Origin of the sequence: Rhodococcus sp. NPDC056960 (assembly GCF_042674125.1) — a bacterium.
In the GTDB taxonomy this organism is placed as follows: Bacteria; Actinomycetota; Actinomycetes; order Mycobacteriales; family Mycobacteriaceae; genus Rhodococcus_F.
In genome coordinates this window covers 22,135-46,632 of sequence record NZ_JBHURF010000040.1, presented here as the reverse complement: position 1 = coordinate 46,632, position 24,498 = coordinate 22,135, and the positions used below count along the sequence as shown (strand labels likewise).

Below are 24,498 nucleotides of genomic sequence, written 5' to 3'. Positions count from 1 at the left end.
CGTGAGCGGCGAAGCGTGCCGGAACACACTTCGCCACTCACCTACAGCTTGCGGAGCCGCAGCCGGTTGATCGAATGATTCGCGTCCTTGCGCAACACGAGCGTGGCGCGCGGACGCGTCGGCAGGATGTTCTCCACCAGATTCGGCCGATTGATGTTGTGCCAGATCTCCTGCGCGGCAGACGTCGCATCCCGATCCGACAGTCCGGCGTAGTGGTGGAAATGCGCGTCGGGATCCGAGAACGACGTCTTCCGCAGCGCCAGAAACCGCTGGATGTACCAGTTCTCGATGTCCTCGATCCGCGCGTCGACGTAGATCGAGAAGTCGAACAGATCCGACACCATCAGCCGCGGGCCGGTCTGCAGCACGTTGAGACCCTCGATGATGAGGATGTCCGGCTGCCGGATCAGGTGATACTGACCGGGGATGATGTCGTACGAGATGTGTGAATACACCGGCGCGGCCACTTCTTCGGCCCCCGACTTCACCTCGGTGACGAACCGCAGCAGCTTCCGACGGTCGTAACTCTCGGGAAAGCCCTTGCGGTGCATGATCCCGCGACGGTTCAGTTCGGCCGTCTGATACAGGAAGCCGTCCGTCGTCACCAGGTCGACCCGCGGGTGGTGCTCCCAGCGCGCGAGCAGCGCCTGCAGGACACGCGCCGTGGTCGACTTGCCGACCGCCACACTGCCGGCGACGCCGATCACGAACGGCACCTGCTGGTCGGGATGCTTCTCGCCGAGGAACGTCGCGGTCGCGGCGAACAGTCGCTGCCGGGCCGCCACCTGGAGGTGGATGAGACGCGACAGCGGCAGGTAGACCTCCGCGACCTCCTCGAGGTCGATCTGCTCGCCGAGGCCCCGCAGTCCGTACAGCTCTTCCTCGGTGAGGACGAGCGGCGTCGACTTACGCAGTGTGCGCCACTGCTTCCGGTCGAATTCGACGTACGGACTGGACTCGCTCGTCCGCGCCATCAGTTCCGCTCACACTCGGGTACCAGGGGGAGTGAGCGGCCCATGCCCAGAATCTCTGCCGTCGTCGTCGCGCTGGCGAGTAGCGGTTGCATAGTCGGATTGTGCTTGGTGCCACAGGCTGCGCTGTCGGCGGGTCGGGAAGACGTGTCTGCGACTAAGGTCGGACGGCATGGAATCCGTTTCGTTCGTCCGCGAATACTTGCTGCTCGGGCTGGGTTTCGACCGGCTGGAGGAAGGATTCGTCGACGCGTACACCGGCGATCCCGCGCTGCGCAGGCAGGTCGAGAACGCGCCGAAGCCCGACCCGCGTGACCTCGCGCGCACGGCGGCGCACCTCCGCGCGGAGTTGTCGTCGGCGGGACTGCCCGACGAGCGCGCCCGGTTCCTCGACGTCCACCTCCGCGCCCTCGAATGCTCGGGACGCAAGTTCGCGGGCGACGACATCGGCTTCGTCGACGAGGTCGAGGCGTACTTCGACGTCCACATCGAACGCGGCGACGAGGAGCAGTACCGGGAGGCGCACCGGAAGATGGACGCCGTGCTCCCCGGAACGGCACCGCTCGCCGAACGCGTCCGCGTCCACCGGGCGAAGGACGCGATTCCCGCCGACCGGTTGCAGGAATGTGTCGACGCCTTCTCGAGCGCCCTCCGCGACCTCGTGCGGCAGCACTACGCGTTGCCCGACTCGGAGGTCGTCGAGTACGAGGTGGTGGGCGACAAGCCGTGGTCGGGGTTCAACTACTACCTCGGCGACTACCGGTCGAAGGTCGCGATCAACTCCGACCTCGAACAGCACATGGCGAACCTGCCGCGGCTGATCGCGCACGAGTCGTACCCCGGCCACCACACTGAGCACTGCCGGAAGGAAGCCGGACTGGTCGGCACCGGACAGCTCGAGCAGACGCTGTTCGTCGTCAACACCCCGCAATGCCTGATGGCCGAGGGCCTCGCCGACCTCGCGCTGGAATCCATCGTCGGGGCCGACTGGGGGCTCTGGGCACAGGAAATCTACGCCGACCTCGGCCTCAGATTCGACGGTGAGCAGGCGCAACGCCTGTCGGGAGCGTCCGGACAGCTGCTCGGCGTGCGGCAGGACGCGGCGATGATGCTGCACGACGAGGGCCGCAGCCACGACGACGTCGCGGCATTCCTGCAGCGGTGGAGCCTGTCGACCCCCGAGCGGGCCCGGCAGTCGCTGCGCTTCCTGTCGTCGCCGCTGTGGCGGGCGTACACCAGCACCTACGTGGAGGGGTACCGCCTGCTCGGCGGCTGGCTGGCCGAGGTGCCCGTCGGCGCGGAGCGGTCGGAACGGTTCCGCCGCCTGCTCGACGAGCCGCTCGTTCCCAGCGTCCTGCGCGCCGATGAGGGCTACCTCGCCGCGGGCGGTTAGGTACTCCTCACGGGTTCTTCGTAGACTGGGAGCATTCGTTTCCGCATCCAGCTTGGAGATCCCTCGATGACCGCTGTGCCCGGTACCGACGTCAACACGGCCCCCCTCGCCGAACTCGACCCCGAAGTCGCCCAGGCCATGGCAGGTGAGCTGGCCCGTCAGCGCGACACGCTCGAGATGATCGCCTCGGAGAACTTCGTTCCCCGCGCGGTCCTCCAGGCGCAGGGCAGCGTGCTCACCAACAAGTACGCCGAGGGCTACCCGGGCCGCCGCTACTACGGCGGCTGCGAGCACGTCGACGTCGTCGAGGACCTCGCCCGCACCCGCGCCAAGGAACTGTTCGGCGCCGACTTCGCGAACGTTCAGCCGCACTCCGGCGCCCAGGCCAACGCGGCGGTCCTGATGGCCCTGATGAATCCGGGCGAGAAGCTCCTCGGTCTCGACCTGGCCCACGGCGGTCACCTCACCCACGGGATGAAGCTGAACTTCTCGGGCAAGCTCTACGACGTCGAGTCGTACGGGGTCAGCAAGGAAGACCACCGCATCGACATGGACGAGGTCCGCAAGATCGCCGTCGCCGCGCAGCCGAAGGTCATCGTCGCCGGCTGGTCTGCGTACCCGCGGCACGAGGACTTCGCCGCGTTCCGGTCCATCGCCGACGAGGTCGGCGCGTACCTGTGGGTCGACATGGCGCACTTCGCGGGCCTGGTGGCGGCCGGGCTGCACCCGTCGCCCGTGCCCTACGCCGACGTCGTGTCCAGCACCGTCCACAAGACGCTCGGCGGACCCCGCTCCGGCCTGATCCTCGCCAAGCAGGAGTGGGCGAAGAAGCTCAACTCCGCCGTCTTCCCCGGCCAGCAGGGCGGACCGCTGATGCACGCCATCGCCGCCAAGGCCGTCTCCCTGAAGATCGCGGGCACCGACGAGTTCAAGGACCGCCAGCAGCGCACCCTGACCGGTGCGAAGATCCTCGCCGAGCGCCTGACCGGCTCGGATGTCGTGGACAAGGGTGTCAGCGTCCTCACCGGCGGCACCGACGTCCACCTCGTCCTCGTCGACCTGCGCAACTCCCAGCTCGACGGACAGCAGGGTGAGGACCTTCTCCACGAGGTCGGCATCACCGTCAACCGCAACGCCGTGCCGTTCGACCCGCGCCCGCCGATGGTGACGTCCGGCCTCCGGATCGGCACGGCCGCCCTCGCGTCCCGCGGATTCGGCGACGAGCAGTTCACCGAGGTCGCCGACATCATCGGCACCGCGCTCGCCGGTGCGTCCGACGTCGAGACGCTGAAGGCCCGCGTGTCGAAGCTCGCCGCCGACTTCCCGCTGTACGAGGGCCTCGAGGAGTGGCGCCTCATCTAGGCGGCTCCGCCGCCCGTGCGCCTTTCTGGTCGTTGGAGCAACCAGAAAGGCGCACGGGTGCGAAGCGCCTTCTCCGCGTAACTTGATGTTCACCGACACGCCCGCCGCTCGCGCGGCCGTCCGGCGTGTTTGGCAGTACCGTCGGGGGTAACAGGCAGCGGGGAAGTTGCTTGTACGGGAGGTCCTGATCGTGGCTGAAAGACTCAGTGCGAGGGGGCCGGCGCCCGGCCCCCGTGTGGATTGACACACCAGGGACGGACCGGTCCAGCGAACCGAGTTTGCGTGGGTGCCACGCAAACCTAGGAGCCAACGTGACTGCTTCACGCTCCGTCTCAGCCCGCGCCGGACATTCGTCCGCCGCACCCAGGAAATCCTCGGACTCGGCTGTTCGTACGTTCGTGCTCGACACGTCCGTGCTGCTGTCCGACCCCTGGGCCGTCACCAGGTTCGCCGAGCACCGTGTGGTGCTTCCCCTCGTCGTGATCAGCGAGCTCGAAGGGAAGCGGCACCACCACGAGTTGGGATGGTTCGCAAGGGAATCGCTGCGTATGCTGGACGATCTCCGGCTGGAATACGGTCGTCTCGATCAGCCCGTGCCGATCGGCACGGAGGGGGGTACCCTGCAGGTCGAGCTCAACCACACCGACCCGTCGGTTCTGCCGGTCGGATTCCGCACGGACAGCAACGATTCCAGGATCCTCGCCTGTGCCTTGAATCTCGAGGCGGAGGGTGGTGACGTCGTCCTCGTCAGCAAGGACATCCCGCTCCGTGTGAAGGCCGGTGCGGTGGGTCTGCCCGCCGACGAATACCACGCTCACGACGTCGTGCCGTCCGGGTGGACGGGTATGACGGAAATGGATGTGGCGTCGTCGTCGATCGACGAGCTGTTCGCCGAGGGCGTCGTCGACCTGGAGGAGGCCCGGGAGCTTCCGTGCCACACGGGCATTCGGCTGCTGGGTGGTTCGTCGAGCGCGCTGGGGCGGGTGAACGCCGACAAGCGGGTGCAGTTGGTGCGCGGGGAGCGTGAAGCGTTCGGCCTGCACGGACGTTCGGCCGAGCAGCGGATCGCCCTGGACATCCTGCTGGACGACAGCGTGGGCATCGTGTCGCTCGGCGGCAAGGCGGGTACCGGAAAGTCGGCGCTGGCGTTGACGGCGGGACTGGAGGCGGTGCTGGAGCGGCGCACCCAGCGGAAGGTCGTCGTCTTCCGGCCCCTGTACGCGGTGGGTGGTCAGGAACTCGGCTACCTGCCGGGTAGTGAGAGCGAGAAGATGGGCCCGTGGGCCCAGGCGGTCTTCGACACCCTCGACGGCCTCGCCAGTCCCGAGGTGATGGACGAGGTCATCAGCCGTGGGATGCTGGAAGTGCTGCCGCTCACGCACATTCGCGGACGATCACTGCACGATTCGTTCGTGATCGTCGACGAGGCGCAGTCGCTGGAACGCAACGTGCTGCTCACGGTGCTCTCCCGGCTGGGTAGCGGCTCCCGGGTGATCCTCACGCACGACGTCGCACAGCGTGACAATCTGAGGGTCGGGCGTCACGACGGTGTGGCAGCGGTGATCGAGAAGCTGAAGGGTCATCCGCTGTTCGCGCACATCACGTTGACCCGCAGTGAGCGCTCGCCGATCGCGGCGCTCGTGACGGAGATGCTGGAGGAGTTCGGGCCGACGCCGTAGGCGGCTGTCCCGCAGCGTGATCCGCCCGATGTCACACAGTCGTAGTGGACCGAGGTGACATCGGGCGGAACCGGGACCGTCAGAAGGCGCGCAGGATTCCCTTGAGCGTGCCCCACAGGACGTCCCGGTTGCTGAAATAGTCACGCCAGACGGCGATCTTGCCGTCCTTCATCTCGAACGTGCCGCACACCCAGAACTCGCTGCGCACCCGCTTGTAGATCAGGACGTCGGTGCGTTCGGTGAGCACCGCCGTTCCGTCGCTCGCGATGTGGTGCAGGCGCACGTCGAATCCGACACCGGGCCGGCTCATGCCGTTGAGGATGCGCATCACGGCGCGGATTCCGCGGATCTTGGGCAGAGACACGTTGTGCCACACGATGTCCTGGTCGAGATACTGCTGTGCGGCATCCGGGTCGCCGGCGACGAGTGCGTCCAGGAACGCCCGAACCACCTCGACATCGGTGGCGTTCCGCGTGGTTCCCGTCGGCGCGTGCGAATTCGAATTCATGATCTTCTCCCCGTCGATGTTTCGGCTCAGCGGACGAATGTCCCCCGGCCTTCCGTGTCGTAGAACTCGAGTGTGACGCCGTTGCCGGTGAACGTGGCCTTCGAAATGGTTCCGGGTGGGGCGTTCTCACCGCTGGGTGTGAAGGTGAAGGTGTCACCGTCCCAGTGCGTCAGGGGGTATGTCTGCCCGGCGGGCCCGAGTCCGAGCGTCAGCGCCCCGTTGCTCTCGGTGACGACGGCGGGGCCCCAGTACGCGTTGTTGTACGTCCCCGCGTAGGTCGGGAGCGGCTGCGGTGGTGCCGCGTTCGCGGGGGCCGTCTGGCCGACGAGGCTGCCCTCGGGCTCGGACATCGGCGAGATGGCCTGCCGGTACAGCGATCTCCAGTCCTCCCGGATCTCCCCGAACTGGACGAGGTCGGCGAACTCGGCGGTGAGGGTCTCGGGGATTCCGACGGGCGACCCGTTGGTGAGGGCGACGATAGCGACGTCGGCGGACGGTATCGCGACGAAGTTCGTCGCCACCCCGAGCTGGAACCCGCCGGAGTGGCTGAGGGAGACCCGGCCCGCCGGGGTGGTCGAGACGTTGAATCCGTATCCGTAGGATCCCGGACGGCTGTCCATCGAACGCGGTGGGCTGGACACCATCTGAGGGCTCACGGCCGGGAGCAGGGCTTCGGGCGACACGATCTTCCTCCCCTCGAACGTTCCGTCGGCCAGCAGCATCGCCAGCCACTTGCCCATGTCGTTGACGGACGAGCTGACCCCGCCTGCGGGGGACTGGGCGTCGGGGTCGCGTACCGCGTCGGCGACGTATTTGCCGTCGACGAGTTGGTGCGCCACGGCGCGGTCGCTGCGGGCCTGGTAGTCGGCGAACCGTGAACTCGTCGACGACATCCCCAACGGCTGGTAGAGCGTCTGCTCCGAGAGCGTCGCCCAATCGGTTCCGGACGCCGCCGCGACAGCCTCAGCGGCCGCCGTGAGACCGAAATTGGTGTAGTCGTACGTGATCCGGAACGGGCTCAGGGGGTCGAGCCGGAGCTTGTCGAGCACCTGCTGCTGGTTGTACCCCAGGTCCTCGAGTAGGTCGCCGGCATGATCGGGCAACCCCGACCGGTGCGAGTACAGATCGCCCACCGTGACGTGCTCGGTAACCCACGGGTCGGCGAGAGCGAAACCGGGCAACTTCGACACCACGGGCGTGTCCCAGCCGACGACGCCGGCATCGACCTGATGGGCCACCACAGTGGACCCAACCGGTTTCGACATCGACGCCAGCTGGAACACGGTGTCGGCGTCCACCTTCTGATCGGTGCCCGCCTCACGCACCCCGAATCCCTTCGCATAGACGGTCTGCCCGCCGTGGACGACGGCGACCGCCATACCCGGAAGTCCGGAACTCTCCATCAACTCGTTCGCCAGGTCGTCGAGACGGCCCACGGCGTCGTCGATCTGACCGTCCGGGATGTCGACACCCGCGACCGTGCCCGGATTGGGCGGCGCGGAACCCTCGGACGTGGGGTTCGCGTCGGAGGTTCCGGAGGGTGACGAGTCGCCCGTGTCGGAGCCGCATCCCGTGAGGAGGGACGCGCCGATCGCGGCGGCGAACAGAAGTATCGTCAGGTTCCCATGTCTGCGCATTGGCGATCCTCTGCTCGGGCCCGGGACGGTCGTGAACTGCCAGCCTAACGACCACAGGCCCATGACCTGGCTGTTTTCGCCACAACACCCGTGCCGGTTCCGTCGAATCCACCGCTGGTCGACCCCGCGTTCGCCCGCGGGCGCTACGGTGTGCGGATGCCGATTGATATGAATGACTCGCAGCTGCTCAATGAGCTGGCCCCGGTGGTGGACGAAAACCTCACCCGCCACCTCGCCGAGGCGGACGGCTGGCAGCCGCACGATCTGGTTCCGTGGGACCAGGGCAAGAACTTCGCGTTCATGGGTGGAACGGATTGGTCGGCAGATCAGTCGACCCTGAGCGAGGTGGAATCGCTCGCATTGACGGTGGGTGTGCTGGTGGCGGACAACGTGCCCGCGTACCACCGGGAGATCGCGAAGCACCTCGCCCAGGTGGGCCCGTGGTGGCGCTGGGTGGGCCGCTGGACCGCGGAGGAGAACCGGCACTCCATCGTGCTCCGGAACTACCTGATGGTGACGCGGGCCGTCGATCCCGTCGCCCTCGAGCGCGCCCGGATGGACGAGATGGTCCGCGGGTACGCGATGCCGCCCATGCATCTCCTCGAGATGCTCGCGAACTCCGCCTTCGAGGAGAAGGCCGCGGCCGTGCGTCATCACAACACGGCAGCACTCGGTGAGGACGCGCTGGTGGCTACGATCGCCGAGCGGCTGGCCGCGGACGACGAACTGCAGTCGCTGCTCTACCGGAACGTCGTCGAGGCGGCGTTCGAGCTGGTCCCCGGCCAGACGATGCGGGCCATCGCCTCGCGGATCGCCGCGTTCGACGTGCCGAGCGTGGCCCTGCCCGGCGGCACCGACAGCACCGCCGTGCTGGCCGAGGCCGGGATCTACGACCCCGCCCAGCAGGGGGAGAAGGTGTTCACCCCGCTGCTGCGGTCGTGGAACATCGCCGGACGCACCGACCTCGGCGAGGACGGCGAGAAGGCCCGCGACGAGCTGTCCGCGCTGCTGTAGGGACTGTCCGCGCGAGAGGGCCCGCACTCGATGTAGTGCGGGCCCTCTCCGTCGGCAGGGTCAGTCCTTCACCTTCGCCATCGCCAGCACGTCGAGACGCTTGTCGAGTTCTTCCTCGGTCAGCTTGTCTCCGATCAGCCCCCGGTCGATGACCGTCTCGCGGATGGTCTTCTTCTCCTTCAGCGCCTGTTTCGCGACGGCCGCCGCCTCCTCGTACCCGATCGCCGAGTTCAGCGGCGTCACGATGGACGGCGACGACTCCGCGAGAGTCTTCAGGTGCTCGGTGTTCGCGACGAGCCCCGCGACGCACCGATCGGCGAACAGGCGTGAGACGTTCGCCAGCAACGTCAACGACTCGAGCAGGTTGCGCGCCATCATCGGGATGTACACGTTGAGCTCGAATGCGCCCGCCGCACCGCCCCACGCGACCGCGGCGTCGTTACCGACCACCTGCGCGGCCACCTGGGTGGCGGCCTCCGGGAGCACCGGGTTGACCTTGCCGGGCATGATCGAACTTCCGGGCTGGAGGTCGGGGAGCCGGATCTCGCCGAGACCGGTGAGCGGGCCCGAGCCCATCCAGCGGATGTCGTTGGCGATCTTGGTCAGCGACACCGCGATCGTGCGCAGCGCACCGGACGCCTCCACCAGGCCGTCGCGCGCCGCCTGCGCCTCGAAACTGTTCTTCGCCGGGGTGAGGGCGTCGACGCCCGTCGCCTTGACCAGTTCGGCAACGACCTTCGGGCCGAAGCCGTCGGGGGCGTTGAGTCCCGTTCCGACCGCGGTGCCACCGATGGGAAGTTCACCGAGGCGGGGGAGGCAGGCCACGACCCGCTCCATTCCCGCCTCCATCTGCCGGGCGTAACCGCCGAACTCCTGGCCGAGGGTCACCGGGACGGCGTCCATGAGGTGGGTGCGGCCCGACTTCACGACGGTCCGCCACTCGGTGGACTTGTCGAGCAGCGCCAGCCGCAGATGGTCGAGGGCGGGGAGGAGATCCTTCACCGCGGACTCGGTGGCCGCGACGTGCGTCGCGGTGGGGAAGGTGTCGTTGGACGACTGCGACATGTTGACGTCGTCGTTGGGGTGGACCACCACACCGTTGGCCGCCGCGATCGAGGCGATCACCTCGTTGGCGTTCATATTGGAACTGGTGCCCGAGCCGGTCTGGAAGACATCGATGGGAAATTGGTCGTCGTGCTTGCCCTCGGCGATCTCGCCCGCCGCGGCGATGATGGCGTCCGCCTTGTCGGCATCGAGGAGGCCGAGATCCTTGTTGACCTGCGCGCAGGCTGCCTTCAGCAACCCCATCGCGCGGATCTGGGTGCGCTCGAGACCTCGACCGCTGATCGGGAAGTTCTCGACGGCACGCTGAGTTTGCGCGCGCCACAGGGCATCCACGGGCACCCGCACCTCGCCCATGGTGTCGTGTTCGATCCGGTACTGCTGCTCGCTGCTCTCGGTCATGCGTCAAACATGCCACTTCCGGGCGCCGAGTGGGGATGCTCCCGTGCGCCTTTCCGGTCGCCGCAGCAACCGGAAAGGCGCACGAGTAGCGAAGCTGCCTAGAACGACGGCGGAATGGCGCCGTCCTCACCCGTGAAGTCCACGGACGAGTACTCGCGCAGCTTCTCCAGACGGTGGTACGCGTCGATCATGCGGACCGTGCCCGACTTCGACCGCATCACGATCGACTGGGTCGCCGCGCCGCCACCGTAGTAGCGGACTCCGCGCAGCAGGTCGCCGTCGGTGACACCGGTGGCGCAGAAGAAGACGTTCTCGCCGGACACGAGATCCTCGGTGGTCAGCACACGATCCAGATCGTGGCCGGCGTCGATGGCCTTCTGACGCTCGGCGTCGTCGGTCGGGGCCAGCCGGCCCTGCAGCGAACCACCCATACAGCGCATCGCGGCGGCGGCGATGATGCCCTCGGGTGTGCCACCCGTGCCCAGCAGGATGTCGGTGCCCGACTCCGGGCGGGCGGCGGCGATCGCACCCGCGACGTCACCGTCGGAGATGAGCCGGATGCGGGCGCCGGTGTCCCGGACCTCCTGGATGAGCCCGGCGTGCCGGGGTCGGTCGAGGATGCAGACCGTCACGTCGGACGTGGACGCCTTGCGCACCTTGGCGACGCGCTTGATGTTCTCCGCGACCGGTGCGGTGATGTCGATCACATCGGCGGCGTCGGGACCGACGGCGATCTTCTCCATGTAGAAGACGGCGGACGGGTCGAACATCGCGCCGCGCTCGGCGACCGCGAGAACGGAGATGGCGTTGGGCATACCCTTCGACATCAGCGTGGTGCCGTCGACCGGGTCGACGGCGAAGTCGCAGTCGGGCCCGTCGCCGTTGCCGACCTCCTCGCCGTTGAACAGCATCGGGGCTTCGTCCTTCTCGCCCTCGCCGATGACGACGACACCGCGCATCGACACCGAGCTCACCAGCTGGCGCATGGCGTCGACGGCGGCTCCGTCGCCACCTTCCTTGTCGCCACGGCCGACCCAGCGACCGGCAGCCATCGCACCAGCCTCGGTGACTCGGACCAATTCCAGAGCAAGATTTCGGTCCGGGGCCTCGCGGCGACTCGAAGTGGTGCTAGCCGTCATGGGCAGTGCCTCCTGGTGCTGTCACGGTCGACGTTGTACGCCGACGCTGTGTCGGCGGCCTCTCGGCCACCGAGGGTCGGGTGGATCTCGCCTGCTGATTCTCCCAGAAAGATGGGTGACGTGCGCTCCTGGGGCGTGAATCACGGGACCGAGAATCGTTGTTCCGGGACCGACCCTGGATACTGGTGGGCGTGGCATCTGATAAACCCCGCATCCTGCACAACAACCGCGACATGGTGTGGTCGCTCCTACCCCTTGTCCTGTTCTGCGTACTGATCGCGGGTATCGCCAGCCAGTGCACATTCAGCCCGGGCGGTCCGACGAGCGGCCCGATTCCCAGCTTCGACATCGATGCGGCGCTGAAATACGACGCGCAGGACCTTCCGTTCCCGGTGCGTAAACCGGCGACCCCGGAGGGCTGGACGCCCAACTCGGGCAGCCGCAGCATCGTCAGCGGCGACAACGGCGGAGATTCGAGCACCGTCGGATTCATCACCGAGGCAGGCCGCTACATCCAACTCACCCAGAGCAACGCCGCCGAAACGGTGCTCGTGCCGTTCGTCGCGGGTGGCCCGCGCACGGCGACGGGAACCGAGGACGTCGCAGGTCACAGCTGGATCGTGTACGGCGGTGAGGGTGTCGAACCGATCTGGGTCTCCGACTTCGGCGACGTCCGGCTGCTCGTGACGGGCAGTGCGTCACCCGAGGCGTTCACGCAGCTGACGACCGCCGCGGCCGACGCGCCGATCCTCGCCGCCTGACGACCCGGGGGCGTCAGCCCTCGTCGTCGGCCTGCGACAGCGCCGTCTCGACGCGCTTGCGGGCCCCCGCGAGGTGCTCCTCGCACCGCTTCGCCAAGGCCTCGCCGCGCTCCCACAACGCGAGCGACGCGTCGAGGTCGAGGCCGCCCTGCTCGAGCACCTTGACCACGTCGACGAGTTCGTCGCGCGCCGCCTCGTACCCGAGCTCCGCGATGTCGCCGTCGTTTACGGTGGGCTTGCTCATGTCCTACTTGTCCTTTCCCATCACCGCGGCACGGACTGCACCGTCGGCGACTCGAACGCGAATCTGGGTGCCCGGCGGGGCGTCGTCGACCGAGCGCAGCACCTCGGGGTCGCCGTCGGGCACGATCCGCTGGACCACGGAGTAGCCGCGGGCCAGTGTCGCCGCCGGTCCGAGGGTCGTGAGCCGCGCGCGCAGGTGCTCGACGGTCGTGCTCTCCGCCGCGATCGCCCGGCTGACGTCGCGTCGTCCGGCCTCGCGCAGTCGCTGGACCTCGTCCGACCGGTGGTCGAGTGCGCGCAGGGGGTCGGCGAGCACCGGGCGGCTCCGCAGCTGGGAGATCAGGTGCGATTCGCGCTGCACCCAGTTGCGCAGGGCGGCCGCGCTCCGCGCGCGCAGTTCCCCGACCAGCGCCTGTTCGGCGACGGCGTCCGGGACCACTCGCTTGGCGGCGTCGGTGGGGGTCGCCGCACGCAGGTCGGCGACGTGGTCGCTGAGCGGGCTGTCCGGCTCGTGCCCGATCGCGCTGACCACCGGGGTCGTGCAGGCGACGATCGCGCGGCACAGGGTCTCGTCGGAGAATGGCAGCAGGTCCTCCACGCTGCCGCCGCCGCGCGCGAGGATGATCACGTCGACGTGCGGGTCGGCGTCCAACTCCTTCAGCGCATCGAGGATCTGCGGAACGGCTGTGGGGCCCTGGACCGGGGTGTTGCGCACCTCGAACCGCACCGCGGGCCAGCGGCGCTGCGCCACGCTGAGAACGTCGTGCTCGGCAGCGCTCGCGCGACCGGTGATCAACCCGATGGTGCCCGGCAGGAACGGCAACGGACGCTTCAGCCGCGGGTCGAACAGGCCCTCCGCGGCCAGCAGCGCGCGCAACCGCTCGATCCTGGCCAGGAGTTCACCGATCCCGATCGCACGGATCTCCGTGACCCGCAGCGACACCGACCCGCGGCCGGTGTAGAACGACAACTTGCCGAACATGACCACCCGGCTGCCCTCGGTGAGCGGCACGGGGGAGTTCTGCAGCAACTGCGGGGAACAGGTCACCGACAGGGACATGTCGACGGACGGATCCCGCAGCACCAGGAACGCTGTCCGAGTGCCGGGGCGTGCGTTGATCTGGGTGATCTGTCCCTCCACCCAGACACTTCCGAGTCGGTCGATCCACTGCGCGACCTTCGCCGACACGGTGCGGACAGGCCAGGGCTGCTCGGCGGTGCTCGGTCCGGTACTGGCTGCGCGGGGCTGTGCGGAGGTCACTTGGCCTTGGCGGTGGTGATGCGGTTGGTCAGCATCGTCTGGAACGGCGCTCGTGCCAGGGTCGCGTTCTCGTAGTCCAGCAGTGTGGTGAGGTTTTCGACCGACAGGTTGCGCAGGCGCGCCCGCAGCTGGGCGAGGGTCAGCGAGCCGTAGTCGAGGACGACGGCGATCTCCGGTTCGGCGACGACCGATGTGGAGGTGGCGGACTTCGTGGTCGCCGACGTGACGGGGGAGGCGCCGTTGGTGGCGGCGGGCGCGGCCTTCGGGGTCGAGATCTTCGCGGACGTGCCCTCGTCCTGCGGACTCAGCGAGTACAGGGCGAACCGGCCCGGTCCGGCCGGGCGGTCGTCGGACCCGCCGTCGGCGGCGGGCTCCGGGGCGGTGTCCTCGTCGAAGACGGCCCACGCGGGCTGCTCGTCGTCGTGTGTCCAGTGGATGAGTGCGAACGCCTGGTCGCCCTTGATGGCCAGCGCCGTCATCGTCTGCTGAACCCGCATCGTGGTCTGCAGCACCTGACTGACCGCGGTCATGGGCAGGGTGGCCGCGGTGGTGGGCAATTTCCTGGCCTCTTCGACGGCCGTCACGGCGATTCCAGCGGCGACGCGCGCCACGAACGGGGGACGAATCATTCCCACAGCCTGCCTGAGAACGGCACGTTTGGGTAGCCGACGTGCCCACAGCGTCGACGACTCGGGTGCGACGCTGCGCACAGTACCCCGCCGTGGCCCCGCGAAAGTGTCGTCCGCCGGGGGTGACCCGTAGTCTGGAGCCATGTCTTCGGCTGTTCCACTCAATGTGGGTATCACACGTTCGGCAGATTCGGGAGCGTCGCGCGCCGACGGCGAGAAGCGCGTGCTGCTCGCGGAGCCCCGCGGCTACTGCGCCGGCGTCGACCGCGCCGTCGAGACGGTGGAGAAGGCTCTCGAGAAGCACGGCGCCCCGATCTACGTGCGCAAGGAGATCGTGCACAACCGGCACGTCGTCGAGACACTCACCGATCAGGGTGTCGTCTTCGTCGACGAGACCGACGAGGTCCCCGAGGGTGCGCTGCTCGTATTCTCTGCCCACGGCGTGTCTCCCGCGGTCCACGAATCGGCCGCGGCGCGCAATCTGCGCACGATCGACGCCACCTGCCCGCTGGTGACGAAGGTTCACCAGGAGGCCAAGCGCTTCGCCCGAGACGACTTCGACATCCTCCTCATCGGCCACGAAGGCCACGAGGAAGTGGAGGGCACGGCCGGCGAGGCCCCCGACCACGTGCAACTCGTCGACGGCCCCGATTCCGTCGACACCGTGACCGTCCGCGACGAATCGAAGGTCATCTGGCTGTCGCAGACCACGTTGAGCGTCGACGAGACGATGCAGACGGTCGCGCGCCTGCGGGAACGTTTCCCGAATCTTCAGGACCCGCCGAGCGACGACATCTGCTACGCCACCCAGAACCGTCAGGTGGCGGTCAAGGCGATGGCACCCGAGTGCGACCTCGTGATCGTCGTCGGCTCCCGGAACTCGTCGAACTCCGTTCGCCTCGTCGAGGTCGCACTGAACGCGGGCGCGAAGGCGTCGTACCTGGTCGACTACGCGCGCGAGGTCGATCCGGCGTGGCTCGACGGCGTCCGGACGGTGGGAATCACCTCGGGCGCGTCCGTGCCGGAGATCCTGGTCCGTGGTGTGATCGACCTGCTCGACGAGCAGGGATTCCACGATGTCCAGTCGGTCACCACCGCCAACGAGACATTGGTCTTCGCACTGCCGCGCGAGCTGCGCGCGGCGCGGACCTGATCGCCGCGCTCTCTACCTAGCTCTAGCGGGGCTGCTCCGTCTCGAACGGCGGCTCGTACCGGTCGCGGTAGCGCACCTGCGGAATGGGGTGCGCCGGAACGTCAGGGTTGGGGCGCGGCCGAGGGGTGGCGCGCGGTGGGACCGAATGCTGCGCCTGGGTAGCGCGCGGCGGTGCCGAGCGGGGGGCCTGTGCTGCCCGGTCGACCATCGGCGGGGGCGGCGCCGTGCGGCCGCCCGACGACGCAGATCGGCGCGGGGGAGGCGTGGCTGCCCGGCGCGACGAACGGGGGTGCTCCCGGGCCGTGTCCGTGTTCCGCGCCGTGCGCGGCGACTCCCTGCGCGGCGGTGGAGTCGGCTCCGAGTCCTCCGCCGCACGGCGTGGGCGGGCGGAGCGCGGAGCGCGCTGGGAGCGTCGCCGTTCGGACGTGCGGGCGGGACCGGTCTTGCGTTGCTGCAACAAGAAGAGGCGGAGTCCGCCGATCAGCAGTGCTACGACGGTGGCGGCGAGCATCACCGGAAACCGGTTGACCAGCGGGTACGCGACGTTGATCGCCAGGTCCCGCAGCGCGGTGCTGTTCTCGTCCGCGATCAGGCTCTGCCCGAGCGGCACGGCGACGAACAGGATCAGCGGAGGCTGGACGATCGCGGTGAACAGCGCGCGATTGCTGGCGGCCGCCACGGCGAGGACACAGCCGAGAAAATAGAACGTGGAGAACGCCGCCGTGAGTTCCGTGCCGCGAGCCGCATCGACAGCGAATCCGACAAAGGCGACTCCGACGGCCAGGAGAACGACACCCCACCAGGGGAGACCGGGAACCGTAGGGACAATCGACCGCCTGTCGAGCGGCACCCCAGAGCGAGCACGTTGGGTTGCAGACACACAACGACAGTAGCGGCAACTTGTTAACTAGCCTCGTTGGCGTGACCGGTGGAGCCTGAGAGAACCTCGAGATTTGTGCGCTGCGGCCACGAATCGACGGCGCTGACCTCGGTGACGTCGCCGTCGAACACGTCGAGGTCGTGCAACTTGCGCGCGGTAACTGTGACCCGGGACTCCATCGCCGCGACGGTGACGCCGCTCCGCGCCACGTGCAGCAGCCACCCGAGTGCCCGCGGCCGGCGCCGAGAGGATGCCGAGTGCAGCGAGTGCATTCGTGGGGCTCATGGTGCACCGCCCCACCGACAGGTCGAATCGGCCCGACGCCACGCGGCGGAGGTATTCGAGGTTGTCGGCGGGGTGCTCTACGGTCTCGGGACATGAGGATCCTGCACACTTCGGACTGGCATATTGGACGCACGTTCCACGGGGTGGACCTGCTCGCCGACCAGGCCCGGGTGCTCGACGCGATCGCCGAGCTCGTCACCGACCACGGCGTCGACGTCGTGGTCGTCCCCGGAGACGTGTACGACCGGTCCATCCCCAGCGCCGACGCCGTCACCGTGTGCAACCGCGGATTCGAGGCGATCCGGGACGCCGGCGCGGTCATCGTCGCTACGTCCGGCAACCACGACTCCGCCGCACGACTCGGCGCGGGCGCGGCGTTCTCCGGGGCCGGCGGACTGCACCTCATGACGACGGTCGCCGGCATCGGCTCACCCGTCGTGCTCGAGGACGCGCACGGTCCCGTCGCGTTCTACGGCATCCCCTACCTCGAACCCGAGATCACCCGCGCGCAATTGGACGTGCCGGCCGCCCGCTCGCACGCCGAAATCCTCGACGCCGCGATGAGTCGCGTCCGCACCAACCTGGACGTGCGCAACGACACCGGTCCGCGCACCAGGTCCGTGGTGCTGGCCCACGCATTCGTCGTGGGAGCCGAGGCCACCGGATCCGAACGGTCGATCTCCGTCGGCGGTGTCGAGACGGTGTCGGCGTCGGCCTTCGGCGATGTCGACTACGTTGCGCTGGGCCACCTTCACTCACCGCAGACCCTTGCCGAAAACATCCGCTACTCGGGCTCGCCGCTGCCGTACTCCTTCGGTGAGCGCACCCACGGCAAGGCCGTGTACCTCGTGGATCTGGACGCAGACGGACTGCGAACGGTCGAACGCGTCGACCTGCCCGTGGTCCGCGGTCTGCGGCAACTGACCGGGACGGTGCAGCAGTTGCTCGAGGACGACGCGTTCCGCGACGCCGAGGACTGCTATGTGTCGGCGGTGCTCACCGACCCGGAACGTCCGGTCGACGCCATGCGCTCGCTGCAGGCCCGGTTTCCGTTCGCCGTCCATCTCGAGTGGCAACGCCCGGACGGCGCGGACGATCTGCGCTACCGCGACAAGGTGCACGGGCGCAGTGATCTGCAGATCACGCGCAGCTTCCTCACCGATGTGCGCAACGCACCGTCGACAGGCGAGATCCGGCTGGTGGAGGCCGCCCTCGGTTACGCCGACCGGGCCGGCGAGAACACCGCCGCGGTCGTCGCGCTGGAACAGACCGCATGAGGCTGCATCGACTGGAGGTCGAAGCCTTCGGGCCGTTCGCAGGATCCGTGGAAGTCGACTTCGATCGGCTCGGTGCCGACGGGCTGTTTCTGCTGCACGGTAACACCGGCGCCGGAAAGACGACGGTCCTCGACGCGGTGGCGTTCGCGCTGTACGGCACCGTGCCCGGGGCGCGGAAGGACGGCAAGCGCCTGCTGTCCGACCACGCACCCGCCGGTGCCGTTCCGACGGTGACGCTCGAGGCGACGATCGCCGGCCGGCATCTGCGGCTCGTCCGCAGCCCGGAGTTCGAACGACGCAAGCGTCGCGGGTCGGGGACGATCAAGGAGAACGCGAAGGCCACGCTCACCTGGCTCGACGGTCACGGCGAGAACCTGTCGCGGATTCCCGACATCGCCGACGAGGTCGGGCGGCTGATGGGCATGAGCGCCGACCAGTTCTTCCAGGTGGTGCTGCTGCCGCAGGGCGAGTTCGCGAAGTTTCTGCGCGCCGACACCGAGGAGCGCGGTCAGCTGCTGGAGAGGCTGTTCGACACCACGCGATTCGAGACGGTGGAGGAATGGTTCCTCGACCGCAGGCGCACCAGCGCCCACGAACTGGACGAGCACCAGCGGGCCGTCGACGTGCTGCTCGCGAGGGTCGCGACCGCCGCCGGGATCGAGGGCGGCGCCGACGCCGATCCGGTGACCTGGGCCCACAAGCTCGAGAACGAGGCGCGCGAAACCCGCGACCTGGCAGCGGACGACCTCGAGCAGGCCAAGGCGCGGGCGAACGTCACCCGCGACGCGCTGACCGAGGCGCGCCGGGTCCTGGAACTGCAGAACCGCAAACGTCGAGCCGAGTCGGAACTCGACGCCCACGCCGCGGGGGCGGACGCACGGGCCGTTCTCGTCGCCGAACTGGCGGACGCACGCCGGGCCGAACCGGTGGCGGCCGTGGCACGGGACGCCGACTCCGCGCGGAAAAAGGCTGCGGCCGCCGCGCGCACCGTCGAGGCCATCACCGAGGGCCTGCGCTCCACGGCGGGCGGCGCCGATCTCGTGGCTGGACTGTCGTGGCCACCGGCCCCGGACGAACGGGAGCACATCCGGTCGAGCATCCGGCGCTGGCGCGACGAGATCGTGCGGCTCGACGGCGCACTCGCAGAATCCGCGGCCGCCGACCGGCTCGCCGTCGAACTCGATCGGCTGCGGGCCCGGCAGGCCGAACTCACCGAGACCGGCGCCACGCTGTCCCGGGAACGGGAACAACTTCCCCTCGCGCTCCGGGAAGCCGAGAAGGCCCTCGACACTGCCGAGAAGGCCCGCGCCGCACTGCCCGCCCTGGTGGACGCTCGCGATCGTGCGTCCGACGCCGCCTCCGCGGCGACGGATCTCCGCACGTGCCGCGCCGAGCACGGTCGGCGCGACCGTGGCGTGCTCGATGCCCGGCAGAAGCATCAGGACGCCCGGGAGCACTGGCTCGACCTGCTGCAACGGCGGATCGCGGGCATGGCAGCAGAATTGGCGGGCACGCTCGAGGACGGTGCGGCGTGCCAGGTCTGCGGTTCACTCGAGCATCCGCAGCCTGCCGAACCGTCCGAGCTGTCGGTCACGAAGGCCGACGAGGACGCGGCACGTGTCGCGGAGCAGATGGCCGCGACGGCCCTGACCGCCGCCACCGAAAAGCTGGGCGCGGTCGAGCGGGCGATCGACGTCTTGATCCAGCGCGGCGGCGACGGCGCCGCAGACGAACTCGCGCAGGCACTGACAGCCGCGGAGGAGGCGGTGGAGGAGGCGACGGCGCTCGCCGATCAGGTCGAACGCCGAACCGGATCGCTCGCCGAACTGCGGGACCGGGAGAACCGGCTGCAGGAGCAGTTCCGCGAGGTGGGAGTCGACGCCGCCACCGTCGCGGAGAAGATCGCGGCGAGCACGACACAACTCGGAGAGATCCGGGCCCGCGTCGCCGCGGCCGCGGGCGACGACCCCAGCGTCGAGGATCGCCGCGCACGACTCGACGCCCTCGCCGAGGCGGCATCGGAACTGCTGGACGCGCGGGACGCCGGCGCCGGTGCCGAGTCGGCGGCCCGTGAACTCGCGGCCAAGGCCGAGGTGCTCGCCGGGGATGCCGGTTTCGGCAGTGTCGACGACGCTGTCGCCGCGGTCCGCACCGCCGCCCGCCGCAATGAGATCGAGGCCGCCCTCACGGCGGCGCGGGACGCGGAGGTGTGGGCGCGCAGAGTGCTCGACGACCCCGAGGTCGCCGCTGTCGCCGACGCGGAACCCGTGGAATTGGCGGCCGTCCAGCACGCCCACGACGCGGCGGCGGAGGTCGTGGACGTCGCCGTCGCGGCGGCGTCCGACGCCGAGCGCCGACTGCTCGATCTGGAACGGTACGTCGGTCAGCTCGACAAGACCGCCGAGACGATTGCCCCGATACAGGCCGCGCACGAAGAGTTGGCTGCGCTCGCCGAGGTGATCGCGGGCCGTGGCCAGAACGCCAGGAAGATGTCGCTGCGGTCGTATGTGCTCGCGGCCCGGCTGGAAGAGGTCGCGGTGTCGGCGTCCGCGCGACTCGGCCGGATGTCCGCCGGGCGCTACGAGTTCGTCCACAGCGACGAGGCCGGTCCGCGCGGCCGCCGCGGTGGTCTGGGGCTCGACATCCGCGACGACTACACGGGGGTGGTGCGGTCGGCGAAGACCCTGTCCGGCGGCGAGGTGTTCCTGGCGTCGCTGTCGCTGGCGCTCGGTCTCGCCGATGTGGTCGCGGCGGAATCCGGGGGAGTCGTGCTCGACACGATCTTCATCGACGAGGGGTTCGGCACCCTCGACGCGGACACTCTCGACTCGGTGATGGGTGTTCTCGACGAGCTGCGCGACGGTGGCCGGGTGGTCGGGATCGTCAGTCACGTCGACGAGATGCGTCAGCGAATCCCGAGCAGGCTGCACGTGATTCGCGGACGCACCGGGTCGACGGTGGAGGTCGTCGCCGGCTGACCGGCGGTCAGTCCGCGGTCGGGGCGACGGCGGACTGGTCGACGGTGACGCCTTCCTGTTCGGCGTCGCCGAGATCTTCGCCGGCGGCGGCGGAGTCGGTGATGTTGCTCTCGGCGCTGTGCTTGTCGATCTGTTCACCGATGTAGCGCACCACCACGGCAGCGACGGCGGCGGCGGGCACGGCGAGGAATGCGCCGACGATCCCGAACACGGAACCGCCGGCCGTGACGGCGAGCAGCACCACGACGGCGTGGAGTTTCATGCTCTTGCTCTGCAGAACCGGTTGCAGCACGTTGCCCTCGATCTGCTGCACCACGAGGATGATGATCAGCACGATCACCGCGGTGGTGAGACCGTTGGCCACCAGCGCGACGAGCACCGCGAGGGCACCGGCGACGAACGCACCGACGATCGGGATGAAGCCACCGATGAACGTCAGGATCGCGAGGACCGGTGCGAGCGGCACGCCGAGAATCAGCAGTCCGGCGCCGATGAAGACGGCGTCGACGAGGGCGACCAGCGCCTGCGTCCGGATGAATCCGCCGAGCGTGTCCCACATGCGGCCCAAAACCACCTTGAGGTGACGGCCGGCGCGGCCGCCGCTGACGGAATGCAGCCACGGGATGAAGCGGGGTCCGTCCTTGATGAAGAAGAACGACAGCACGAGCACGAGGCCGAGCGTGATCAGCAGGGAACTGGCGGTGCTGACACCGGTGAACACCCCGGAGGCGATGACCGTTCCACTCTCCTGGACCTTCACGATGATCGTGTGGATGCCCTGGTCGATCTGATCGTCCTGCAGATTGATCGGCGGGCCCTTCAACCAGTCCTGTACTTGGTTGATGCCCTGGGTGGCCTTGTTGGCCAGCTCGGGAGCCTGGCTGACGACCGACGGCACGATGCCCGCGATGATTCCCGCCACGACGGCGATGAACACGACGAGCGTCGTCGCGGCGGCCGCAGCCGGGGGGATGCGACGCTTCGTCATCGCCCGCGTCGGCGGCCACAGCACCGTGCACACCACGATGGCCAGGAGAACGGGGAGGACGATCACCCACAGCTTTTGGATGATCCACCCGAACAGCAACGCGCCCAGGGCGATCGCGACCAGGACCAGCGACCACTTGGCGAGCCACATCGCGCCGACCCCGATGAGGTGGCCGCGGTCCGGTTTCGTGACTGTGGTCCCGGACGGTGCCGGGGTTTCCTTCTCCGTCACAGATGGTCCTCCCTACCGTGTCTGCTCAGCCGATCAGTACTGACAGTACTGGGGGTCGGCGGGGAGGCGCGGTGAGGTCAGCAGCAGCGGGCACCCGGGTTGGCGTCGGCGTCCGCGTAGCGCGCCTTCCAGTACTCGCGTTCGGTCGGCACCTCCGCCTCCGGATGGTTCCGGCGGAGGTGCTCGACGTAGCGGCTGTAGTCGTGGTCGCCCATCAGCGATCCCGTCCACCACCACGCGGTCCGCACCGCGGCCACGACCCTATTCATCATGGTGATGCGCCCTGTCCGTGTGGGTGTGCGCCGCGCCGGGCGCGCGCACCGCGCCCGAAGCGATCAGTTCGTTCCATTCCTTGTCGAGCGCCTTCTCGGCGGACGTGGGGACGAACCCGGCCGGGGCGAAGATCTTCGACGGTTCCTCCGGCGACTCGGTGGTCGGGAGTCCACCGGCCCGGAACGCCTTGATGCACACGAGTGCTCCGGCCACGACGACGACGAGGACGAGCCCGGCGAACACGATCGACAGAGTGCCCTGGATGAACGTGTTGCGGATGACGGCGTCGATGGCTTCGGGTGTCTTGGCCGAGCCGAAACTGGTCTTTCCGGCTTCCTTCGCGTCCTTGAACGCGGCGTGCTGGGACCAGTAGCCGACGGACGTGTTGGCGGAGAAGATCTTCTGCCACGACGCGGTCATGGTCACGATGAGGTCCCAGACGAGGGGCACACCGGGAATCCAGGCCCACTTGAAGAGACCCTTCTTCATGACGACGGCGAGGACCACGGTGAGGGCGATCGCGGCGAGCAACTGGTTCGCGATCCCGAAGAGCGGGAAGAGCGTGTTGATTCCGCCGAGCGGGTCGGTGACACCCATCAGGAGGATGGCTCCCCACAGGCCGACGACGGCGAGCGAGCACACCCAGGCTCCGACCCGCCACGACGGATCCTTGAACCGGCGGGCGGCGCCGCCGAAGTTGCCGAGCGAGTCCGACAGCATGAACCGCGCCACCCGGGTTCCGGCGTCGACGGTGGTGAGGATGAACAGCGCCTCGAACATGATCGCGAAGTGATACCAGAACGACTTGAGGGCGGTGCCGCCGAGGAACTGGCTGAGCACTTGCGACATGCCGAACGCGAGGGTGGGGGCACCGCCGGTGCGCGAGATGATCGACTCCTCGTCGACACTCGCCGCGGCCTGCGAGAGGGTGTCCGCGGTGATGTTGGGACTGGACAGCCCGAGCCCGTTCACGTACGCGGCCGCGGTTTCCGGGGTGCCCCCGGTGAGGGTGGCCGGCGCGTTGAGCGCGAAGTACAGGTGCTGGTCGATGATGCACGCGGTGACGAGCGCCATGATCGCGACGAACGACTCGGTGAGCATGCCGCCGTAGCCGATCAGGCGGGTCTGCTTCTCCTTCTCCAGCAGTTTGGGGGTGGTGCCGGACGCGATCAGGGCATGGAAGCCGGACAGCGCGCCGCACGCGATGGTGATGAACAGGAACGGGAACAGCGATCCGGCGAACGCGGGACCGTTGCCCTGGATCGCGAACGTGGTGACGTCGGGCATCTGAATGGTGGGCCGGGCGACCAGGATGCCGATGGCGAGCAGGAGGATCGTGCCGATCTTCATGAACGTCGACAGGTAGTCGCGCGGTGCCAGCAGCAGCCACACGGGGAGGACGGATGCGGCGAAACCGTACGCGATCATCAGCCAGGCGATGGTGACCTTGGAGAGGGTGAACCAGTCGGAGCCCCATCCGGTGTCGGCCACCCAGCCGCCGGACACGATGGCCAGGAGCAGCAGCACGACGCCGATCAGCGACACCTCGGCGACCTTGCCGGGACGCAGGTAGCGGAGGTAGACGCCCATGAAGAGTGCGATCGGGATGGTCATGGCGATGGAGAAGACGCCCCAGGGGCTCTCCGCGAGTGCATTGACGACGACGAGGGCGAGCACCGCGATGAGGATGATCATGATGACGAAGACGCCGATCATGGCGGCGACTCCGCCGACGACGCCGAGTTCGTCACGGGCCATCTGTCCGAGGCTGCGTCCGCGGCGTTTCGTCGAGATCCACAGCACGAGGAAGTCCTGGACGGCTCCGGCGAAGACGACGCCGATGATGATCCACAGGGTGCCCGGCAGGTATCCCATCTGCGCGGCGAGGACCGGGCCGACGAGGGGTCCCGCGCCGGCGATGGCGGCGAAGTGGTGCCCGAACAGCACCCGCCGGTCCGTCGGCATGTAATCCTTGCCGTTCTCGAGGATCTCGGCGGGGGTGGCGCGGTCGTCGCGTGGTTGGACGATCTTGCGTTCGATCAGCCGCGCGTAGAAGCGGTACGCGATGAGGTACGTGCAGACGGCGGCGACCACGAACCAGACGGCGTTGATGTTCTCGCCGCGCACGAACGCGATCATCACCCAGGCGATGCCGCCGAGGATGCCGAGGACGGCGAACACGATTTTGGCGGTCGGAGAGATGGGAGTGCGGTCCACGATGCCCACCGGGGGCAGATCCGGATCCGTCTTCAGGTATTCGACCTCGGATTCGGGGGCGGCTCTCAGGGCCATCGCGAACTCCTTCCCAACGTCCCCGTACTCATTGTGTGCCAGGAGGAACGCTGTCGACAGATGCCACATCTTTTGTGGCC

Annotated in this window: 21 protein-coding genes; 8 read left to right on the top strand and 13 right to left on the bottom strand. The window is 68.5% G+C overall.

From position 1 onward, the window contains the following. Positions 1 to 41: 41 nt before the first annotated feature. A complete protein-coding gene (gene coaA / locus ACFTWF_RS40510) occupies positions 42 to 974 on the bottom strand; it encodes a type I pantothenate kinase (protein ID WP_072940683.1) in 933 nt (310 codons plus the stop codon). 169 nt (positions 975 to 1,143) lie between these two features. On the opposite strand from coaA, the gene ACFTWF_RS40505 reads away from it, so the two are divergent. The 3 genes from ACFTWF_RS40505 to ACFTWF_RS40495 all read left to right on the top strand — a co-directional run bounded on the left by ACFTWF_RS40505 (position 1,144) and on the right by ACFTWF_RS40495 (position 5,405). Next, positions 1,144 to 2,364, top strand: a complete 1,221-nt coding sequence (locus ACFTWF_RS40505) for a DUF885 domain-containing protein (protein ID WP_378466712.1) — start codon at positions 1,144 to 1,146, stop codon at positions 2,362 to 2,364. A gap of 66 nt (positions 2,365 to 2,430) precedes the next feature. Then, positions 2,431 to 3,726: a serine hydroxymethyltransferase gene (gene glyA, locus ACFTWF_RS40500; protein WP_378466711.1), complete on the top strand. Its 1,296-nt coding sequence runs from the start codon at positions 2,431 to 2,433 to the stop codon at positions 3,724 to 3,726. 311 nt (positions 3,727 to 4,037) lie between these two features. Next, complete coding sequence (locus tag ACFTWF_RS40495) at positions 4,038 to 5,405, top strand: PhoH family protein (RefSeq protein ID WP_378466710.1); 1,368 nt, start codon at positions 4,038 to 4,040, stop codon at positions 5,403 to 5,405. 79 nt (positions 5,406 to 5,484) lie between these two features. Here the strand turns inward: ACFTWF_RS40495 and ACFTWF_RS40490 are convergent, their stop codons facing one another. Next, positions 5,485 to 5,913: a limonene-1,2-epoxide hydrolase family protein gene (locus ACFTWF_RS40490; protein WP_378466709.1), complete on the bottom strand. Its 429-nt coding sequence runs from the start codon at positions 5,911 to 5,913 to the stop codon at positions 5,485 to 5,487. A gap of 26 nt (positions 5,914 to 5,939) precedes the next feature. Continuing rightward, positions 5,940 to 7,550 carry a serine hydrolase gene (locus tag ACFTWF_RS40485; RefSeq protein ID WP_378466708.1) on the bottom strand — a complete coding sequence of 537 codons (1,611 nt, stop codon included), beginning with the start codon at positions 7,548 to 7,550 and terminating at the stop codon, positions 5,940 to 5,942. Positions 7,551 to 7,706: 156 nt separating this feature from the next. Here ACFTWF_RS40485 and ACFTWF_RS40480 point away from each other — a divergent pair, with 156 nt between their 5' ends. After that, a complete protein-coding gene (locus ACFTWF_RS40480; protein ID WP_378466707.1) occupies positions 7,707 to 8,564 on the top strand; it encodes an acyl-ACP desaturase in 858 nt (285 codons plus the stop codon). A gap of 60 nt (positions 8,565 to 8,624) precedes the next feature. Here ACFTWF_RS40480 and ACFTWF_RS40475 read toward each other — a convergent pair whose 3' ends face one another. Together ACFTWF_RS40475 and glpX are read right to left on the bottom strand one after the other, a co-directional pair. Beyond that, positions 8,625 to 10,028, bottom strand: a complete 1,404-nt coding sequence (locus ACFTWF_RS40475) for a class II fumarate hydratase (protein WP_378466706.1) — start codon at positions 10,026 to 10,028, stop codon at positions 8,625 to 8,627. A gap of 98 nt (positions 10,029 to 10,126) precedes the next feature. Further along, a complete protein-coding gene (gene glpX / locus ACFTWF_RS40470; RefSeq protein ID WP_378466705.1) occupies positions 10,127 to 11,167 on the bottom strand; it encodes a class II fructose-bisphosphatase in 1,041 nt (346 codons plus the stop codon). Positions 11,168 to 11,358: 191 nt separating this feature from the next. Here glpX and ACFTWF_RS40465 point away from each other — a divergent pair, with 191 nt between their 5' ends. After that, on the top strand, positions 11,359 to 11,928 hold the full coding sequence (locus tag ACFTWF_RS40465) for a DUF4245 domain-containing protein (protein ID WP_378466704.1): 570 nt from the start codon (positions 11,359 to 11,361) through the stop codon (positions 11,926 to 11,928). Positions 11,929 to 11,941: 13 nt separating this feature from the next. Here ACFTWF_RS40465 and ACFTWF_RS40460 read toward each other — a convergent pair whose 3' ends face one another. From ACFTWF_RS40460 to ACFTWF_RS40450, 3 genes are read right to left on the bottom strand one after another with little or no spacing between them, the layout of a single operon-like run. Continuing rightward, the gene (locus ACFTWF_RS40460) at positions 11,942 to 12,172 is read right to left on the bottom strand and encodes an exodeoxyribonuclease VII small subunit (RefSeq protein ID WP_378466703.1); all 231 of its coding nucleotides are present in this window, start codon (positions 12,170 to 12,172) and stop codon (positions 11,942 to 11,944) included. Between the two features lie 3 nt (positions 12,173 to 12,175). Then, positions 12,176 to 13,432 carry an exodeoxyribonuclease VII large subunit gene (gene xseA, locus ACFTWF_RS40455; protein ID WP_378466702.1) on the bottom strand — a complete coding sequence of 419 codons (1,257 nt, stop codon included), beginning with the start codon at positions 13,430 to 13,432 and terminating at the stop codon, positions 12,176 to 12,178. Further along, the gene (locus tag ACFTWF_RS40450; RefSeq protein ID WP_378466701.1) at positions 13,429 to 14,061 is read right to left on the bottom strand and encodes a lipid droplet-associated protein; all 633 of its coding nucleotides are present in this window, start codon (positions 14,059 to 14,061) and stop codon (positions 13,429 to 13,431) included. Before ACFTWF_RS40450 ends, xseA begins: the two co-directional genes overlap by 4 nt. Before the next feature lie 142 nt (positions 14,062 to 14,203). Here ACFTWF_RS40450 and ACFTWF_RS40445 point away from each other — a divergent pair, with 142 nt between their 5' ends. Continuing rightward, on the top strand, positions 14,204 to 15,214 hold the full coding sequence (locus ACFTWF_RS40445) for a 4-hydroxy-3-methylbut-2-enyl diphosphate reductase (RefSeq protein ID WP_378466700.1): 1,011 nt from the start codon (positions 14,204 to 14,206) through the stop codon (positions 15,212 to 15,214). A gap of 22 nt (positions 15,215 to 15,236) precedes the next feature. On the opposite strand, the gene ACFTWF_RS40440 is transcribed toward ACFTWF_RS40445, so the two are convergent. Together ACFTWF_RS40440 and ACFTWF_RS40435 are read right to left on the bottom strand one after the other, a co-directional pair. Next, positions 15,237 to 16,094, bottom strand: a complete 858-nt coding sequence (locus tag ACFTWF_RS40440; protein ID WP_378466699.1) for a DUF6542 domain-containing protein — start codon at positions 16,092 to 16,094, stop codon at positions 15,237 to 15,239. A 23-nt stretch (positions 16,095 to 16,117) separates the two neighbouring features. Then, on the bottom strand, positions 16,118 to 16,366 hold the full coding sequence (locus tag ACFTWF_RS40435) for a hypothetical protein (protein WP_378466698.1): 249 nt from the start codon (positions 16,364 to 16,366) through the stop codon (positions 16,118 to 16,120). Positions 16,367 to 16,471: 105 nt separating this feature from the next. Between ACFTWF_RS40435 and ACFTWF_RS40430 the strand changes: the two genes are divergently transcribed. Together ACFTWF_RS40430 and ACFTWF_RS40425 are read left to right on the top strand one after the other, a co-directional pair. Further along, positions 16,472 to 17,656, top strand: a complete 1,185-nt coding sequence (locus tag ACFTWF_RS40430; protein ID WP_378466697.1) for an exonuclease SbcCD subunit D — start codon at positions 16,472 to 16,474, stop codon at positions 17,654 to 17,656. Next, positions 17,653 to 20,634 (top strand): AAA family ATPase, encoded by a 2,982-nt coding sequence (locus tag ACFTWF_RS40425; RefSeq protein ID WP_378466696.1) that lies wholly within the window; start codon positions 17,653 to 17,655, stop codon positions 20,632 to 20,634. The genes ACFTWF_RS40430 and ACFTWF_RS40425 overlap by 4 nt, the downstream gene beginning before the upstream one ends. Positions 20,635 to 20,641: 7 nt before the next feature. On the opposite strand, the gene ACFTWF_RS40420 is transcribed toward ACFTWF_RS40425, so the two are convergent. The 3 genes from ACFTWF_RS40420 to ACFTWF_RS40410 all read right to left on the bottom strand — a co-directional run bounded on the left by ACFTWF_RS40420 (position 20,642) and on the right by ACFTWF_RS40410 (position 24,418). Further along, positions 20,642 to 21,853, bottom strand: a complete 1,212-nt coding sequence (locus tag ACFTWF_RS40420; RefSeq protein WP_378466695.1) for an AI-2E family transporter — start codon at positions 21,851 to 21,853, stop codon at positions 20,642 to 20,644. Positions 21,854 to 21,930: 77 nt separating this feature from the next. Further along, complete coding sequence (locus ACFTWF_RS40415; protein ID WP_378466722.1) at positions 21,931 to 22,122, bottom strand: YbdD/YjiX family protein; 192 nt, start codon at positions 22,120 to 22,122, stop codon at positions 21,931 to 21,933. After that, positions 22,115 to 24,418: a carbon starvation CstA family protein gene (locus ACFTWF_RS40410; RefSeq protein WP_378466694.1), complete on the bottom strand. Its 2,304-nt coding sequence runs from the start codon at positions 24,416 to 24,418 to the stop codon at positions 22,115 to 22,117. The genes ACFTWF_RS40415 and ACFTWF_RS40410 overlap by 8 nt, the downstream gene beginning before the upstream one ends. Positions 24,419 to 24,498: the final 80 nt, after the last annotated feature.